This is a genomic window from Yoonia sp. R2331, from assembly GCF_041103235.1.
GTDB lineage: Bacteria > Pseudomonadota > Alphaproteobacteria > Rhodobacterales > Rhodobacteraceae > CANMYO01.
Genome location: NZ_JBGCUN010000001.1, coordinates 669,366 through 686,622 on the forward strand (window position 1 = coordinate 669,366; position 17,257 = coordinate 686,622).

General features: G+C 61.2%; 15 protein-coding genes. 2 read left to right on the forward strand and 13 right to left on the reverse strand.

Translation table 11 applies throughout. The annotated features are described in order from the left end of the window. Window positions 1-103: 103 nt before the first annotated feature. Window positions 104-2,599 carry a GcvT family protein gene (locus AB3Y40_RS03395; RefSeq protein WP_369437397.1) on the forward strand — a complete coding sequence of 832 codons (2,496 nt, stop codon included), beginning with the start codon at window positions 104-106 and terminating at the stop codon, window positions 2,597-2,599. A gap of 18 nt (window positions 2,600-2,617) precedes the next feature. Here AB3Y40_RS03395 and AB3Y40_RS03400 read toward each other — a convergent pair whose 3' ends face one another. Further along, entirely contained in the window at window positions 2,618-3,082 is a 465-nt protein-coding gene (locus AB3Y40_RS03400) for a hypothetical protein (RefSeq protein WP_369437398.1), read from the reverse strand. A gap of 51 nt (window positions 3,083-3,133) precedes the next feature. Further along, on the reverse strand, window positions 3,134-3,454 hold the full coding sequence (locus AB3Y40_RS03405) for a hypothetical protein (protein WP_369437399.1): 321 nt from the start codon (window positions 3,452-3,454) through the stop codon (window positions 3,134-3,136). A gap of 133 nt (window positions 3,455-3,587) precedes the next feature. On the opposite strand from AB3Y40_RS03405, the gene AB3Y40_RS03410 reads away from it, so the two are divergent. Then, on the forward strand, window positions 3,588-4,532 hold the full coding sequence (locus AB3Y40_RS03410; protein WP_369437400.1) for a Hint domain-containing protein: 945 nt from the start codon (window positions 3,588-3,590) through the stop codon (window positions 4,530-4,532). Here AB3Y40_RS03410 and AB3Y40_RS03415 read toward each other — a convergent pair. From AB3Y40_RS03415 to AB3Y40_RS03465, 11 genes are all read right to left on the reverse strand, one after another. Continuing rightward, the gene (locus AB3Y40_RS03415; RefSeq protein ID WP_369437401.1) at window positions 4,529-5,611 is read right to left on the reverse strand and encodes an NAD(P)/FAD-dependent oxidoreductase; all 1,083 of its coding nucleotides are present in this window, start codon (window positions 5,609-5,611) and stop codon (window positions 4,529-4,531) included. The two genes, AB3Y40_RS03410 and AB3Y40_RS03415, sit on opposite strands and share 4 nt — an antisense overlap. Then, on the reverse strand, window positions 5,608-6,540 hold the full coding sequence (locus AB3Y40_RS03420; protein ID WP_369437402.1) for an aldo/keto reductase: 933 nt from the start codon (window positions 6,538-6,540) through the stop codon (window positions 5,608-5,610). The genes AB3Y40_RS03415 and AB3Y40_RS03420 overlap by 4 nt, the downstream gene beginning before the upstream one ends. Window positions 6,541-6,644: 104 nt before the next feature. After that, window positions 6,645-7,355: a VPLPA-CTERM sorting domain-containing protein gene (locus tag AB3Y40_RS03425; protein ID WP_369437403.1), complete on the reverse strand. Its 711-nt coding sequence runs from the start codon at window positions 7,353-7,355 to the stop codon at window positions 6,645-6,647. A 204-nt stretch (window positions 7,356-7,559) separates the two neighbouring features. After that, window positions 7,560-8,648, reverse strand: a complete 1,089-nt coding sequence (locus tag AB3Y40_RS03430) for a BMP family ABC transporter substrate-binding protein (RefSeq protein ID WP_459553961.1) — start codon at window positions 8,646-8,648, stop codon at window positions 7,560-7,562. Window positions 8,649-8,694: 46 nt separating this feature from the next. Further along, entirely contained in the window at window positions 8,695-9,609 is a 915-nt protein-coding gene (locus AB3Y40_RS03435; RefSeq protein ID WP_369437404.1) for an ABC transporter permease, read from the reverse strand. Window positions 9,610-9,621: 12 nt separating this feature from the next. Continuing rightward, the gene (locus AB3Y40_RS03440; RefSeq protein WP_369437405.1) at window positions 9,622-9,936 is read right to left on the reverse strand and encodes a hypothetical protein; all 315 of its coding nucleotides are present in this window, start codon (window positions 9,934-9,936) and stop codon (window positions 9,622-9,624) included. Then, window positions 9,933-11,015 carry an ABC transporter permease gene (locus AB3Y40_RS03445; RefSeq protein WP_369437406.1) on the reverse strand — a complete coding sequence of 361 codons (1,083 nt, stop codon included), beginning with the start codon at window positions 11,013-11,015 and terminating at the stop codon, window positions 9,933-9,935. The genes AB3Y40_RS03440 and AB3Y40_RS03445 overlap by 4 nt, the downstream gene beginning before the upstream one ends. Window positions 11,016-11,138: 123 nt before the next feature. Next, window positions 11,139-12,662, reverse strand: coding sequence for an ABC transporter ATP-binding protein (locus AB3Y40_RS03450; RefSeq protein ID WP_369437407.1), 1,524 nt, complete (start codon window positions 12,660-12,662; stop codon window positions 11,139-11,141). Then, complete coding sequence (gene xdhC, locus AB3Y40_RS03455; protein WP_369437408.1) at window positions 12,659-13,405, reverse strand: xanthine dehydrogenase accessory protein XdhC; 747 nt, start codon at window positions 13,403-13,405, stop codon at window positions 12,659-12,661. Before xdhC ends, AB3Y40_RS03450 begins: the two co-directional genes overlap by 4 nt. Beyond that, complete coding sequence (gene xdhB, locus AB3Y40_RS03460) at window positions 13,402-15,813, reverse strand: xanthine dehydrogenase molybdopterin binding subunit (RefSeq protein WP_369437409.1); 2,412 nt, start codon at window positions 15,811-15,813, stop codon at window positions 13,402-13,404. The genes xdhC and xdhB overlap by 4 nt, the downstream gene beginning before the upstream one ends. Then, the gene (locus AB3Y40_RS03465) at window positions 15,810-17,153 is read right to left on the reverse strand and encodes a xanthine dehydrogenase small subunit (protein ID WP_369437410.1); all 1,344 of its coding nucleotides are present in this window, start codon (window positions 17,151-17,153) and stop codon (window positions 15,810-15,812) included. Before AB3Y40_RS03465 ends, xdhB begins: the two co-directional genes overlap by 4 nt. Window positions 17,154-17,257: the final 104 nt, after the last annotated feature.

Genomic DNA, 17,257 nt, shown 5'->3' on the forward strand with positions numbered 1-17,257 from the left:
CCGGCTGCATAGGTCGGTTTCGCGACAAACAATGTCGGCTGGTTCTGACGTGGGGTGGGTGATGCGCTAGATTGCCCTTGGAATTGCAGCGGGGAGTCGCGTCATGAAAACGAATGTCAAAGCGCTAGTGGTCGGTGGCGGGGCCGTGGGCACGTCGATTGCCTATCATCTGGCGCGCGCGGGCTGGGATGATGTGATGCTGCTGGAACGCGACGAGCTGACGTCTGGGTCCACATGGCACGCCGCAGGCCTGCTGCCCTATTTCAATATGTCTTATGCGACGACCCACATCCACGACTATTCCATCAAGTTCTACAAGACGCTTGAGGAAGAAACCGGTCTGAACGCGGGCTTTGCCGTTGTTGGCAATCTGCGCATGGCGCAGACCAAGGAACGCATGGATGAATACATGCTTTATGCCTCGACCGCGGAAACCTGTGGCGTGCCTTATGAGTTTCTGACGCCGGATGAGATCAAAGACCGCTGGCCGCTGATCCGCACAGAAGACCTTGAAGGCGCGCTTTATCACCAGACGGATGGCTATATTAACCCTGCTGACGTCACCATGGCGATGGCCAAGGGCGCGCGGCAGCGCGGTGTGATGATCGAACGCAAGTGGCAGGCGGATGCATTCCACTGGACGGGCGATGACTGGGAGGTCACCTGCACCAAGATGATGGAAAAAGGTGGCAACCTTGTGCCCAGCGACGAGAAGATCGTCATCACGGCGGAACATGTGGTGACGGCCAGCGGCAACCACGCGCAGCGCACGGCACAGATGCTAGGGATCAAAATTCCCGCGATCCCGGTGGAACACCAGTTTATCGTGATGGATCAGGATCCCGCGCTGGTGGAATACCGCAAGACCGGCGGGGCCGAGCATCCGGTGATCCGCGATGCGGATGCACAGTCATATGTCCGCGAAGAGCGCGGCGGCTGGATCTTGGGCGTCTATGAGCACGGCGCGCCTGCGCGGTTCGAATATGGTGTGCCGGACAGCTTCCGCGCGGATCTGTTCCAGCTTGATCTGGAGCGGATCGAGGACCAGTACATGGCGATGATCCACCGCGTGCCGTCTTGTGAAGACAGCGGGCTGAAGGACGATTTCAACGGGCCGATCTGCTATACGCCTGACGGCAATCCGCTGGTTGGTCCGGCACCGGGGCTGACCAACATGTGGCTGGCAGAGGGCTTTTCCTTTGGGATCACGGCTGCCGGTGGCACCGGGTATTACCTTGCGCAGATGATGGTCGATGGCGAGGCCGAGATCGACATGGCGAGCCTTGATCCCAAACGCTATGGCAATTGGATGACGACCGAGTTCGCCGCGCGCAAGAACGAGGAATGCTACGAGCACGTCTATATCCTGCACCACCCGGATGAAGAACGGCCCGCTTGTCGTCCGTTGCGCACCTCGCCCGCCTATGATCGGCAGGCCGCGCGTGGGGCACAGTTTGGCTGGGTCAATGGCTGGGAACGGCCCAACTATTTTGCGCCCGAGGGGTTCGACGATGCCGCATCGCGCAGCTTCCGCCGTGGCGGATGGTGGCAATATGCGCATGATGAGGCCAAGGCGATCCGCGAAGGCGTGGGCCTGATCGACGCCACCGCCTTTACCAAGCACCGGATCAGTGGACCAGGGGCGACGGCGTTTCTGGATTGGTTCACCACCAATAAACTGCCGCGTGTGGGCCGGATCAACCTGACCTATGCTTTGACCAGCCACGGCACGACGCGGACCGAATATACCATCGTGCGGTTGGCGGAGGATGACTACTACCTCGTCTCTGCCGGGGCATGGCATGCCTATGATCAGGATTTCCTTTACAAGGCGATCATGGAGAAAGAGGCGGAGTTTGGCCGCATCAACGAACAGGATGTGACTACACAATGGGGCGTCTTTGCTATTGCCGGACCCAAAGCGCGCGATGTGCTGGCCGAGGTGATCAAAGACCCGGACCCCGAAACGGCGCTGTCCAACACGCGGTTCCCGTGGCTGAGCGCCAAGCAGATCGAGCTGGGCATGTGCCCGGTCAACGCGATCCGCGTGGCCTATACCGGAGAGCTGGGCTGGGAATTGCACCACCCGATCGAGATGCAGAATTATCTGTTCGATCTGCTGGAGAAGGCCGGTGAACCGCACGGGATGAAGCTGGTCGGTGCGCGGGCGCAGAACTGGCTGCGGCAGGAAAAGTCCTATCGTGCGTTCGGGACAGAGTTGGGCCGCGATGCTACCCCGTTGGAAGCGGACCTGCCGCGCTTTGTTGATCTGAACAAGGACTTCCACGGCAAGGACGCGATGGTCGCCAAGGGCATCCGGTCAAAGTGTGTCACGCTGTTGATCGACGGGCCGGACGACGCCGACCCTTGGGGCCGCGAGGTCCTTTATGCGATGGATGGTACCCGGATCGGGCGGCTGACCTCTGGCGGGTATTCGGTGGCCTTTGGCAAGAGCATCGGCATGGGCTATGTGACACCGGCGCATGCTGAGGTGGGCACAAAAGTGCAGGTCAAGATGTTCGATCAGCTCTGGAACGCTGAGATCGTGCAGGACAGCCCCTATGATCCGAAGAACGAAACCATCCGCAAGGATGGCTAAGCTCTTGGGCAGGCGCGGTCATTCGCCTGCCAACAAGGCCTCCATCACGCCGGGTTTTTGCAGGGCCTGAAGCAGGCCGCTTTCCTGCATCCGGCGCATGGAGATGTCCATCTGCCCGCATTCCTGCATGGCGCGCAGGGCTAACGCCTCGTCGATGTCGCCCAGCATATTGCCCATGTCAGACAGGCTGGTGATTTCAAGCGCGGCGGCCTCAGCCTCGACCGAGGCGACGTAGGCCTCTGTCGCGTTGGGGCCAATCTCGGCCGTGTAAGTGTCGAGGGTACACCCCAGGGCCGCGCGCATTTCTGCGTCAACGGTAAAGTTTGGCATCGCATCAGCCAGTTCGGGCACGCGGCTGACGTAAAACGCGGTTAGCTTGCCGGTCAGAATATCAGTGGCTGCGGCAAGGCGGTCCACTTGATCGGCCATGGCGAAGGTTGGAAAAAGACAAATCGCGGCAATGGCGGGCAGAATGGGTTTCATCAAGGGCTCCTGTAGCTATGACGGCAGCCTAACGGGCCAAATGCCCAGCCGCTAGCGCCGATTGCGGTGCCGCCAGAGGTCGATGCGCCGTCTGCCGCGCACGATGGCACCGGCGACGGGGCTTTGCAGGCGCGGGACGTCGACGGCCAGCAAGAGCAACCCGACAGGGATCATCCACAAGCCAAAGACCGGCAGGATCGCCAGAAAACCGCCCAAAATCAGCATGAACGCAATCGGCACCCGGATCAGCCACAGCCAGGGATGCCGCAAGAACGCCAAGGGCCGCGCAGCCCAGGGGAACTGGCGGCTGATGGAATTGAATTGCCGGTCTAACCGGTTACGTGCGCGGTCCCGCAGGGAGGGTTTTGTCATGGCGCATAAATGGGTCAGCCTTGCCGCTTTTTCAATTACCCGGACGACTGCCCCATTTTTTCCATATCGGAAACACCCTGTTGCCGTCTCTGTCAGTCAGATTGCGGAAGATCAGGATCAACAGGAGGTCAGAATGGCCTTTCTTTCATCATCCCATCCGCCACACAGGTCCATGCCGGACGTGACCGTGACCCTGTCGCCGTCAGATGCCGGACGGATGAAGGATTTCAGCATTGCCACCTATGCCACCAACGGCGCGATGTGTGCGGCCAAGGCGCTGGCAGATCTTCCTTCGCGGGTGGATCGCGCAACGGGCTGGATGTGGTGCCGGATCCCGGCAGAGCTGATCCATCCCAGCGTTTCCGCGGCGGTCGCGTTGATGGATACCGCAGCCCAGCATCTGGTGACCGCGTTCTATGCGCTGGATTGCTGTGCGCCGGGATTTACAGCGGTTGATGGCCCGGCAGCGGGTGTGGCCAGCGGGTGTTTTCCCAATTCGGGTGGCCTGCCGATCCCATTTGATAGCGCGATGACGGCAGAAACGATGCAAACCAGCCTGCTGGGCGGGACAATGATTGATACGCCCGATGGCGCGCGCCTGATTGATGATCTGGTTGTAGGTGATCTGGTCAACACGCTGGATGCCGGACCGCAGCCTTTGGTCGCGGTGCATAGCCAGACATTTGCGGGCCTGCCTTATCGGACGGACCGCCGTTTGTGGCCGGTGCGGGTTGAGGCGGGCGCATTGGGATTTGGGCTGCCGCAACGCGATTTGTGGATCAGCCAAGGGCAGCAGATGCTTTATCGGCACATCCGGGTGCGGCATGTGCTGGGCGCGGATGCGGTGCTGGTGCAGGCGCGGTCGCTTGCAGCGACGCTGGATTCGGTGCGGGTCGACGGCGATCTAAAGGCGATCACTGGCTATCATCTGGTGTTCGAGACGCCCCAGGTGATCTTTGCCGAAGGGGCGGCGACAAGCTCTTACGATCCTCAGGCGCGGCTGCAGCAGCAGGCCACCGACGAAGACGCAGCAATGCCGCAGATACGCAGTTGGGAATTGATGGCAATGGTCGGCTAGGATCGCAGGCGATCTGGCCGCAATTGCGCGACGATGTCCGCATCGATCTGGGGCGATCGCCCGATCACCAGATCGGCCACCAATGCGCTGGCAGCGGGGGCGGTTTGAAAGCCGTAGCCGCCTTGCCCCGCGCACCAGACGAACGCAGGATCTGTTGGATCCGGGCCAAGCACCAGGTTGCGGTCGGGCGCAAAGGTGCGGAGCCCGGCCCAAGAGGCCAGCAGGCGGTTGACCGGTTCAGTCACATAGTTTTCGTAACGTGCAAATCCTTCGGCCAGCACCATGTCGTCGGCAAAGGCGTCTATGGGTGCGGAAGGGTCTTCGTCAGCAGGTGAAACGATCAATGCGTCCGCATCGGGTTTTGCGTACCAGGTTTCGCCCGGACCGAATAGCATCGGCCAGCCGCTGACATCATGGTCGCCGGGGGCCGGGATGCGGCCCATCGACCGGCGCAAAGGTGTCAGGCCCAAGGGCGCTATGCGCGCCATTTGCGCCACCTCATCAGCCCATGCGCCTGCGGCGTTGACCAGAATGGCCCCACCAATCGGGCCTTGCGTCGTGGTTTGCACGGTCCAGCCTTGCCGGGTGCGGCTGATCAGGGTCGGCATGCAGTTGCTATGCGCCACGCCGCCGTTTCTGCGCAGGATCTGCAGGAAGATATTCAGCAATCTGTCCGTGTCGATGTCCCACGCCTCTGCATGGGTCGCGGCGCGGGTGACGGTTTTGGGGTTTAGGATCGGGATGGTGTCACGCGCTGCATCTACGTCGACCTCCTCCAGACCCATACTGTCGCGATCAGCGTCAAAGGCCGCGTGATCGTCTGGCCCGCCGATCAGCATCAACCCACGGGGTGACAGGACGCCACCGGCTTCTGTCCGCAAGAAATCAGCGCTGGCGCGGCTGAGGGCGGTGGTTGAGGGCAGCCCGTAAGTCGGTTCGAACAAGGCCGCAGAGCGGCCAGAGGCATGATAGCCAAAGCTGCGTTCACGCTCGATCAGGGTCACATGCCCAAAGGCTGACAGGCGCGCGGCCGTCGACAGGCCCGCCACGCCGCCGCCGATAATGATGAAATCCGTCATGCTTCTTCTAGCCGGTCCGTCGCGGGCGCGGGCGTTGGCGACAGGGCGGTGATCTGGTCGTAAAGCGCGGGTGTCATGGCGAACCCTTCGGCTGCCAGCGAGGGGGCAAGTTGCGCCACCGACCGGGCCGAGATGATGGGGGACACGGCGTTGCGGTGCGCGGCGACCCACGCCACAGCGAGCGTGGCGGCATCGGTATTGTGTGCGGCGGCCAATGCGGAAAGGGCCGCCGCCGTTTCGTGCATCCATTGCGGGCCGTAGCGGGCGGCATAGCGGTCATCCTCGGTCAGCCGTCCGGTGCCCCCTTGCGCATATTTGCCCGTCAGCAACCCGCCGCCCAAGGGCGAATAGGGGCACACAAGTATGTCCTGATCAGCGGCCATCGGCAGCAGCTCAACCTCGACCTGGCGTTTGACGAGGTTGTACATCGGCTGGATCACGTCGATGCGGGTGCCAAGTGTCGTGCAGACCGCCTGTGCCTTCATCACCTGCCACGCGGCGTAATTGCTGACGCCGATGTGGCGGATCAATCCCTTGGCTTGCAGATCAGCCATGAAAGTGAACGTCTCTTCCAGCGGCGTGTCACCGTCAAAGCGGTGCAGGTAAAGGAGATCAACCGCATCCAGCCCAAGTTGCTGGCGGCAGCGGTCGAATTGAGCGCTCAGATTGCCCACGCCCGCACCGCCCATGTAGCCCACTTTCGTCGCGAGGTAGATTGCGTCGCGTTCGGTTGCGACCATCGGGCCCAGCAGTGTCTCGGACGCGCCACCGTTGTAGCCGACAGCGGTGTCAAAGTGGTTGATGCCAGCCGCGCGGGCCTCATCATACATGGCGCGCGCCGCGGCTTCGTCGGCCTTGCCGCCAAACTGCATGGTGCCAAAGGTCAGGCGAGATCTTGGTGTGCCATTTTGTGGTGTCAAATCAGTCATGTTGCGACATTGGCATGTCTCATCGCGGGCTGAAAGGCCCCCAAAATGCAATCGCGCCGCGCCCGTTTCCGGGCGCGGCGCGATGTATGTGAAAGTGGGTTGGCTTAGCCCGCTTTGCGGGCCTTGCGGCGGGCCACAGCCCCTGCACCTGCCAGGCCAGCCAGCAAAAACAGGCCGGATGCTGGCACGGGTACCTCGCCGACGACCGACGAATTGTCGATGTTGGTGATCAAGTCCTGCGTACCATTGGCCGAGATGATCAGGAAATTCTTGCCCTGCGCATTATTGGCCCATGTGCTGTCGCTTTTGACCAGATCAAGCCAAGTCTGCGCCTGATCAGCAGCCGCCTTCGACTGCGAGCCAGTGGCCAGCGAAGTGATACGGAAGTCACCGTCGTCGATGTCGTAGTCGCCTGCGTCATGTGCCAGTTCCCAGACAGCCATTTGGAAAGCAGCCGCAGTGATCGCGTCGCTGACATTAAAGAACGCGTTGGCGGCGAGATTGTTCAAATCGCCCAAAGCCGGGTCCACCAAACTAGTACCTTCGGTGTAGTCCTTGCTGAGGTCGAGGTTTTCCAGCGGCTGCAAGCAGAAGGCCATAAAGTCGCCCAGCGCATCAGCGGTCAGCTGAAACGCACCCGCATAAAAGCTGCCAGTGCGGGGCGGTGTGCCTTCGGCATAGAAAGAGGTGACAACTTTCCACTGCTCAGCGCCAAAGACGCTGCCGGTTTGCTTGTTCACATCAATTGGGGCGGCCAGCGCGGGTGACGCAACAAACGTCAGTCCAAGCAACGCGGCAGAGAGCATCTTCTTCATAAACTGTCCAACTCACACACTATAAAACACGTGCTGAACATAAATGCGCCACAATTTCGCCACAAGGGGGAAACGAACGCGATTTGCACCCGTAACGTAAGGGAAAGAGTGTTTCACCGCTGATTGTTGCTGCACCGTGGACAATCAACGCAAAAAGGCCCGCCATCCTGCGAAAGCGGGCCTTTGATGTGCTGAGGCGAAAGCTTACTGCGGGATGTCGCCCACGATGCCTTCGACATAAAAGTTCAGGCCAGCCAGCGCGCCATCATCGGCGGTCTCGCCTTCAGCCAGCCAGACGCTGCCGTCTTGCTTGTTGATCGGACCGGTAAAGGGCTTGTACTCACCTGCTGCAATGGCGGCGGCCATGGCCTCGGCCTCGGCCTGAATGTCAGCCGGGATCTTGTCGGTCATCTCGCCCATTTTCACCATGCCGGTGTCCATGCCGTCCCATGTGTTCACGCTTTCCCATGTGCCATCCATGACGGCCTGCGTGCGTGCAATGTAGTAGGGCGCCCAGTTGTCGATGATGGACCCGATACGCGACGTGTCCTTGTAGGCGGCCATGTCAGATGCCTGACCAAAGCCCAACACGCCAGCCTCTTCCGCGGCTGCAAGGGGTGCTGTGGAATCGGTGTGTTGCAGAATGATGTCCGCACCCTGTTCGATCAGCACGCTTGCGGCGTCTGCTTCTTTGGCTGGGTTGAACCATTCAAAGACCCAGACGATCTTGAATTCCACATCGGGGTTGACGGCTTTGGCGTGCAGATAGGCAGAGTTGATGCCGCGGATCACTTCGGGGATCGGCACAGAGGCGATGTAGCCGACGATGTTGCTTTCGGTCATCTTGCCCGCGATATGGCCCTGCACGGCGCGGCCTTCATAGAAGCGGGCAGAATAGACGCTGACGTTTTCGGCGGTCTTATATCCGGTGGCGTGCTCGAACTTCACATCCGGGAACTTGGCTGCGACGTTGATCGTTGGGTCCATGTAGCCAAAGGATGTGGTAAAGATCAGGTCAGCCCCGTCGAGGGCCATCTGTGTCATCACACGCTCTGAATCGGGGCCCTCGGGGACGCTCTCGACAAAGACGGTTTCAACCTTGTCGCCAAAAGCCTCTTCCACGGCCAGACGGCCCTGGTCGTGTTCATAGGTCCAGCCGCCGTCGCCCACAGGGCCGACATAGACAAAGCCGACTTTCAGAGGCTCGTGGCCGTCCGCAAAGGCGGGCAGGCCGGTGACGGCCAGAGCGCTGGCAAGGGCAGCAGTGGTAAGCAGATTTCTACGTTTCAACATGGTTCTCCCGTTTGTTGGATCCGGGTCCCACCCCGGTTTTTGACCGCTAGCGCGCGGCGTGAAAGATTCGCCCCAGTGATCCGGGCGCGCGTCCAGCCGACATAATGACCAGAACGACGATGGTGGCAATGTAGGGCGACATGGAAAGGTACTCGACCGGGATCGCAAGGCCCGCGGCCTGCAGGTTCAACTGTAAAACAGTCACACCGCCAAAGAGATAAGCACCCAGCAAAAGCCTCCCCGGTTTCCAGCTTGCAAAGACCACGATGGCTAGTGCGATCCAGCCTGCACCGGCGGTCATGCCTTCGGTCCATTGTGGCACCCGCACAAGGCTAAGATAGGCGCCGCCAAGCCCGGCACAGGCCCCACCGAACATGATCGCCAACAGCCGCACGCGGATCACGTGATAGCCCAGCGCATGTGCTGCGTCGTGGTTTTCGCCAACAGCCCGCAGGATCAATCCCGCGCGGCTGTATTTCAAAAAGGCCCAGACGCCCGCGACAATCAGCAGCCCGACATAGACCATCGGGTCATGCTGGAACACGATCTCTCCGATAACGGGGATGTCGCCCAACAGCGGGATGTGCCAGTCGGGAAAGCTGGGCGCTTTGATGCCGATGTAGCCTTGCCCCATGAGCGCCGACAGCCCCAAGCCAAAGAGCGTCAGCGCAAGGCCGGTCGCCACCTGATTGGACAGGAAATACTGGGTGAGGATGCCAAAGAGCAAGCTGAGCAACGCGCCCCCCACGGCGGCGCTGATGAAGCCCAGCCAAGGTGACCCGGTGCTCACCGCGATGCTAAAGCCGCTGATCGCACCGACGATCATCATGCCCTCGACACCAAGGTTCAGCACGCCTGCGCGTTCGACGACAAGTTCTCCGGCGGCGGCGAGCAGAATCGGAGTTGCGGCGACCATGAGGGATGCGAGCAACAGGATCGGGTTGATTGCGGAGAGGTCCATCACAAATTTCCTTTACATCACCACGTAGGTGGGTGCGAACCCCAGCCAGAAACCAACGAGGAATGGCCGCTTCATTTGACCGAGTTCGTCAGAAGGATCGATCAAACGTCTTGGCTTACCTTTGATGCGCCGCCAGACGAACCGCATTGCCGCCTCTGCCGTGAACCAAAGTGCGACGAATATGATTGCAAAACAAACGTATTGGATCGGCCAGAAAAAGGACCCGGTGCCAAGGTCCAACAATAGCATCGTGCCGCCAAGACTCTGGAAAAAGCCGGCGACAATGCCGATCACAAGCCCCAATACTGCCGCGACCCACACACTCACGCCGTGGCCCCCGCACCAATCCGCAGCCGGTAATTCGTCAGTACATCCACCGCCAACAGGAAAAACAGCAGCATCCCCTGCAACAGCTGGATTGCGGCGACGGGCAGGCCCAGCTGGCTTTGCGCGATGCCGCCGCCCACGTAAGTGAGCGCCATCAACCCGCCCGCCAGCAGGATGCCGACCGGGTGCAGGCGGCCCAGAAACGCTACGATAATGGCGGTAAAGCCATAGCCCACGTTGAAATCAATGCTGATCTGACCCGAGGGGCCGGTCACCTCAAAGAGGCCGGCCAGCCCGGCCAAGGCACCGGAAATCCCCATGCAGAACAGGATCATCTGACCGGGATTGACGCCTGCAAAACGCGCCGCGCGCGGGGCCTGACCAGATAGCCGAACCTGAAAGCCAAACCTGTGCCGCGCCAGTACCACATAGGCAAAGATCACTGCGATAAAGGCCGCGACCACGCCCCAGTGCATGCCGCTACCTGCGATCAGCTCTTTGTTGGCGGCCGCAGGCCATTGGCTCAGGTTGCGGCTGCCGGGAAATCCCATGCCTTCAGGGTTGCGCAGGGCCACCAGCGCCATGGTCGCCAGCAATTGTTCGGCCACATAGACCAACATCAGGCTGACCAGAATTTCATTGGTGCCAAACCGCACCCGCAATACCGCAGGGATCATCGCCCAGGCCCAGCCGCCCAGCGCGCCTGCCAGCACCATCAGCGGAAAGATCAACCGCGTCTCGGCAGGATAAAGCGCCAGTCCCGCTGCCGCCCCGCAGATCGCCCCGACGATGTACTGCCCCTCGGCCCCGATGTTCCATATGCCCGCGCGGAACCCGAAACTCAGCCCGATGGCCAGCAGCACAAGGGGGCCGCCCTTAATGAGAATCTCGGGACGATAGAACCAGGCATTCTGCGAAAAGAGCGGGTCATAGAAAATCGTGCGGATCACCACCAGGGGGTTCTTGCCCAAGGCGGCAAACAGAATGCCGCCCACAATCATCGTCAGAATGACCGCCAGCAGCGGTGCCAGAAAAACCCAACGCTGACTGGGCTGCGGGCGTTTCTCGAGGGCGATCATGTGCGCACCCCCAGCTTCTTCCGGCCATAATAATCCCCGCCGGAGGCTCCTGAGCCATCAACCGGAACCGTCGCTCGCAACGGGGCGGCCCGCCCGCAGCATGCGGCGCGCTTGCGCGCAATCTCAGCCATCAACATGCGCAACCTCCATATCATGGGCACCACCCAGCATCAGCCCAATCTCTTCCACGCTCAGCCCTTGCGCTGGGCGGGGTGGTGACAAACGCCCCTCGTTCAGTGCACAAAACCGGTCAGAGATTTCCATCAACTCATCAAGGTCCTGGCTGATGCAGATCACCGCCGACCCTTTGGCGGCCAGATCCAGCAGCGCTTGCCGGATAGCCGCAGCGGCAGAGGCATCGACGCCCCATGTCGGCTGATTGATCACCAGCACGCGGGGGTCCTGCATGATCTCGCGCCCGATGACGAATTTCTGCAAGTTTCCGCCCGACAATGACCGCGCCGCGTTTTCGGTGCCGGGGGTGCGCACGTCGAACGCCGCGATGACCTCTGCCGCAAACGCCCTGGCGCGGTCCCAACGGATAAAACCGCGCTGGTCCAACCCTTTGCGCACCGCACCTGTCATCAGCGCGTTCTCAGTCAGGCTCATATCGGGTGCTGCTGCATGGCCCATGCGTTCCTCGGGTGCCGCCAAAAGTCCCATGCCGCGCCGGACGTTGACCGACAACGGTCCCATGTCCTGCCCGGCAAACCGGATCATGCCGGTTTTGGTCTTCATCTCGCCCGACAACGCTGCGACCAACTCGTCCTGACCGTTACCCGCAACACCACCGATGCCCAGAACTTCGCCGGCCTGCACAGTGATCGAGATATCGCGCAAGGCGGTGCCAAACTGATGCGGCGCAGGCGCGCTGAGTGCGGTCAGTTCCAGCACCACGTCCCCTTGTGGTTTTTCTGCCTTTTCAGGCACATGCAACACCTGACCCACCATCAATTCTGCCATGTCACGGGCCGAAGTGGCCCGAGGATCGCAGGACCCGACAACTTCGCCTAATCGCAAGATCGTCGCGGCTTCACACAAGCTGCGGATCTCTTCCAGCTTGTGCGAGATATAGAGGATCGAGGTACCCTCGCTGCGCAATTTGCGCAGGGTTTCAAACAGGATATCGACCTCTTGCGGGGTCAGCACGCTGGTGGGTTCGTCCATAATTAGCAGCTTGGGGTCTTGCAGCAGGCACCGAATGATCTCGACCCGCTGCCGTTCGCCCGCAGACAGATCACCTACGGTCCGGTCGGGGTCGAGCGGAAGCCCGTATTGATCCGAAACAGCCCGCACGCGGGCGGCAAGTTCTTGCATCCGGGGCGGGCTTTCCATGCCAAGGGCGATATTCTCTGCAACGCTGAGCGCATCAAAAAGCGAAAAATGCTGAAAAACCATTGCGACACCGGCTGCACGGGCCGCACGCGGCTCTGCCGGGGTAAAGCCTGTACCATTCATGGTCATGGCACCGCTGTCGGGCTTCACCAGCCCATAGATGGTTTTGACCAATGTGGATTTGCCTGCACCATTTTCGCCCAGCAAAGCATGAACCTCGCCGCGTCCAATCTGAAAAGAGACGTCCTTGTTGGCAATCACCCCGGGGTAGGCCTTGGTCAGGCCTTGCAAATCCAGCAACACGTCGTTCATCCCGCCTTGTCCCCCGACATTGCCCGTTTCCCACCCGTCAGCATCGCCATTGCCACACCGATAGCAAGGGCTTGCGGGTGTTTGCCCACTGCCGGGTCGCCAATCGGGCAGGCAATGCGCAGGATATCTGCTTGCGCGTGGCCCAATGCAGCCAGCCGCGATTTGAACCGCGCCCATTTGGTGGCCGACCCGATCAGGCCGGCAGAGGCAAAGCCGTGCGACAAGAGGGCGTGGCACAGATCAAGGTCGATCTGATGGCTGTAGGTCAAGATCAGGTGATGGGCATCACGCGGCGCATGGAGCACACTGCGAGCAGGGTCGACCGCAACCAGTTGCGTCACACCTTGGGGCAGGTCAGGGAACCGGTCTGCGGCGGTATCCACCCAGATGATCGCCCAGTCGGGCAGCGGAGCCATGACGCCGACCAGCGCCCGGCCCACATGGCCTGAGCCGTAAATCCACAGCGGCTTGCGCGGTGCATCTGTCAGTTCTGTCGCCACCTCATACCGCAGTGAGACTGACCCACCGCAGCATTGGCCCAGCGCGGGGCCAAGTGCCACGGTTTCCGTATGTCGGGTTTGACCATCTCGCAACATCTGCCGGGCACGGGCCATTGCGTTCCATTCCAGCGCGCCGCCGCCAATGGTACCGGTGGTTCGATCTGCCCGGACTAGCATTTGCGTGCCAGCATCGCGCGGGGCGGACCCGACCGTGCGGGTGATGGTGATGCGAATCGCGCTCATTGCCGCGCTCTTGCAATCGCGGCAAGGACTTCTTCCGCCGTGGCGGGGGCCTGCAGATCGGGATAGCTGTCGCCACAGGCCGCGACAGCATCCGACAGTGCCAGATGGGCCGAAATCCCCAGCATGAACGGCGGCTCCCCCACTGCCTTGGACCGATAAATCGTCTGTGCAGGGTTGGGGGCGTCCCAAAGTGCCACATTGAAGATGTCGGGCCGGTCGCCGCAGGCGGGGATCTTGTAGGTCGACGGCGCATGGGTCCTCAGACGGCCCGTTTCGTCCCAAACAAGCTCTTCGGTTGTGAGCCATCCGGCACCTTGGACATAGCCGCCCTCGACCTGGCCGATGTCCAGCGCCGGATTTAGTGAGGCTCCGGCGTCATGCAGAATGTCGGCGCGCAGAATGCGGTTTTCGCCGGTCAATGTGTCGATCACTACTTCGGTCAGGGCGGCGCCTTGGGCAAAGTAGAAGAATGGACGCCCCTGACCCTTGATCCGGTCCCATTGCAGGTCGGGGGTCTTATAGAATCCGGTTGCAGACAGGCTGACACGATTTTCATAGGCCAGCTTTGCGGCTTCAGCAAAGGTCATCCGGGTAACACCCACCCGCACCATGCCATCGGCAAACTGGATTTCCTCAACCCGTGACTGATGCAGCTTAGCAAGGCAGCCAGCGATCCGGTCGCGGATCGTGTCGCAGGCCGCCGCAACCGCCATGCCGTTCAAATCCGACCCAGAAGAGGCCGCTGTGGCCGAGGTATTGGGCACCTTTGCAGTGTCCGTGGCAGTGATCTTGACCGCGCTCACGTCGATCCCAAAGCGCGCTGCGGCGACCTGCGCCACCTTCTGAAACAGGCCCTGGCCCATCTCTGTTCCGCCGTGGTTCATATGGACAGAGCCGTCCTGATAGACATGCACCAACGCGCCCGCCTGATTGAGATGGGTCAACGTAAAGGAAATGCCGAACTTGACCGGGCTGAACCCAATGCCCTTTTTGAGGATGTCGTTCTGCGCGTTCCAACTCGCAATCGCGTCACACCGCTTGGCGTAGTCGGCTGTCACCAACAGCGCCTCTGTCATCTCGTGCAGGATGAAGTCGGTCACTTCCATGCCATAGGGCGTGGTCGCCACCGTGGCCTTTGGTGAATGCGCCCCGCCAAACCGGGTGCCGCGTCCTGTCTTCTTCTGGCCAGAAATATCCCGGGGGGTCGCCGTTTGATGCGCCATTGGTCCAAGCGTCAATGGCGACGGGGCTGGCCCCCCATCCGCCATCGCCGGATAGTAGTTCGCCTGCCGCACCATGACCGGGTCCAACCCGGTGGCATGGGCCACTTCGTCCATCACCCGCTCGATCCCCAATACCCCTTGCGGTCCGCCAAACCCGCGATAGGCGGTGGCACTTTGGGTGTTTGTCCGCAGTCGGTGCGACGTGATCCGGCAGCTAGGCAGATTATAAGCGTTGTCGGCATGCAGCATAGCGCGGTCGGCCACGGGCAAGGACAGGTCCATCGCCCAGCCACAGCGGGTGGCTTGGGTGAAGTCGACACCCAGCACGCGACCCGCATCGTCGAACCCGACGTCATAGTCGATGCGAAAATCGTGGCGCTTGCCGGTGATCATCATATCGTCGTCACGGTCATAGCGCATCTTGCAGGGCCGCCCGGTCAATCGTGCGGCGACGGCGCAAGCCACGGCCAGCGCGTTGCCCTGGCTTTCCTTGCCGCCAAAGCCGCCGCCCATACGCCGGGTTTCGACTCGGACGCCATGCATCGGCACGCCAAGCGCCTCGGCCACTTTGTGCTGAATTTCAGTTGGGTGCTGGGTGGAGCTATGCACAACCATATCGCCGCCCTCTTGCGGCAAGGCGGCGGCGGCTTGGCCTTCTAGATAGAAATGTTCTTGCCCGCCCATCTCAATCCGGCCTTGCAGGCGGTGCGGCGCAGCTGACAAGGCTGCATCAACGTCGCCTTTGGTCCAGATGCGCGGGCCTTCTTCGAAGCGTGCGTTGGCTGCGAGCGCTTCATCCACAGTTAGGATTGGGGTTTCCGGCGCAATGTCGATCTGGCCCAAACGTGCGGCGTGGCGGGCGGCAAGGTGGCTCTCGGCCACCACCAGAAAAATCGGTTGACCAAGGTAGTGCACCATATCCGTCGCCAAAAGCGGCTCATCATGGGAAGACGGGCTGACGTCATTGGCATAGGGCAGGTCATGGGCCGTCAACACGGCGCGAACGCCGGGCGCTGCGCGCACGGATGCCAGGTCAATCCCAGTGATCTTGCCGCGGGCCACAGCGCTGGTGCCAAAGGCCAGATGCAGTGCACCGGCGGGCATGGGAATGTCATCGGTGTAACGTGCAGCCCCCGTCACATGCAGGGCGGCGGCATCATGAGCCAGCGGTTTTCCGACGCTCATGCCGAGACCTCGCGCACCTGCACCGCAACACCTGAAAGGTCCGCAAAATAGCGGTGCAGCATTTTTTGCGCGGCCTGCAACCGGTAGGCAGCACTTGCACGCATATCGCTGAGCGGTGTGAAATCCAGCGCCATCGCCTCTGCCGCGACCGTGATTGTTGCCTGCGTCCAGGGTTGGCCGATGAGGGAGGATTCGACCGAAGAGGCCCGCTTGGGAATGCCTGCCATCCCGCCAAAAGCGACGCGGGCCGCTTGTACTACGCCGTCCGCAATCATGACGTTAAATGCGCCGCAAACGGCCGAAATATCTTGATCGAACCGTTTCGACAGCTTGTAAACCCGTAGCGAATCCTGCCCGCGGGGGATGGTCACTCCGGTCACAAATTCCCCTGGCGCGCGGTCTTGTTTCCCGTAATCCACAAAGAAATCAGCAATCGCCAGATCACGTGTCTTGTCGCCGCAGCGCAGATGCAGCGTGGCGTCCAAAGCGATCAGCACAGGTGGGTTGTCCCCGATGGGCGAGCCGTTGGCGATATTGCCACCAATAGTCGCGGCATTGCGCACTTGCACCGATCCATAGCGGCGGATCATCGCGGCATAGCTGGGATAGTCGGCCGCCACAGTGTCCAGCACCTCTGTCATTGGGACCATTGCGCCGATGTGGAACGTCTTCGGCGTTGCCACGTTGTGGCGCAGCCCCTGCACGCGCGACAGGAATTGCACATCCCCCAGATCACGGAACTGCTTGGTGACCCATAGGCCCACGTCTGTGGCCCCGGCGATCAGCGTCGCATCGGGGTTTTCCATGTACCAGTCGGCAAAGGCGTCCAGAGACAACTTATCTTTCGTGTCATCCGGCACATCGGTCATGTGCGCAGGCACTTTGGCTGCTGCCGCCGCCATTGCCGCGCGCACGATAGGCGCATAGCCGGTGCAGCGGCACAGGTTGCCCGCAAGCTGATCGTCGTGATCAGCGCGGCCATTGAAATGCGCGGTCGCCATGCTGACCACAAACCCCGGTGTGCAAAATCCGCATTGAGATCCGTGGTGATCCACCATCGCCTGTTGCACCGGGTGCAGGGTGCCATCAGGGGCGGCGATGCCTTCGACCGTGCGCACCGCCTTGCCCGCCAATTGCGGTACAAACAGAATGCAAGCGTTCAGAGCACGGGCGCCGTCGGAATCGGTGATCATCACGGTGCAGGCGCCGCAGTCACCTTCGTTGCAGCCTTCCTTGGTGCCGCACAGGCCTTGCCCGTCGCGCAACCAATCCAGCAGTGTGGTTGTCGGACCGGTTTGGGCGGTCACGGTCTCTCCGTTCAGAAGAAACGTCGTCTCCATGTGAAACTCAAGCCGCCTTACCGATCGTGCTGGGGTGTGCGGTCCGATGTCGATGCGGCGTAGACAAGAACCCCCCGGTCGATTGCCAGAAAAGCGGGCAAATG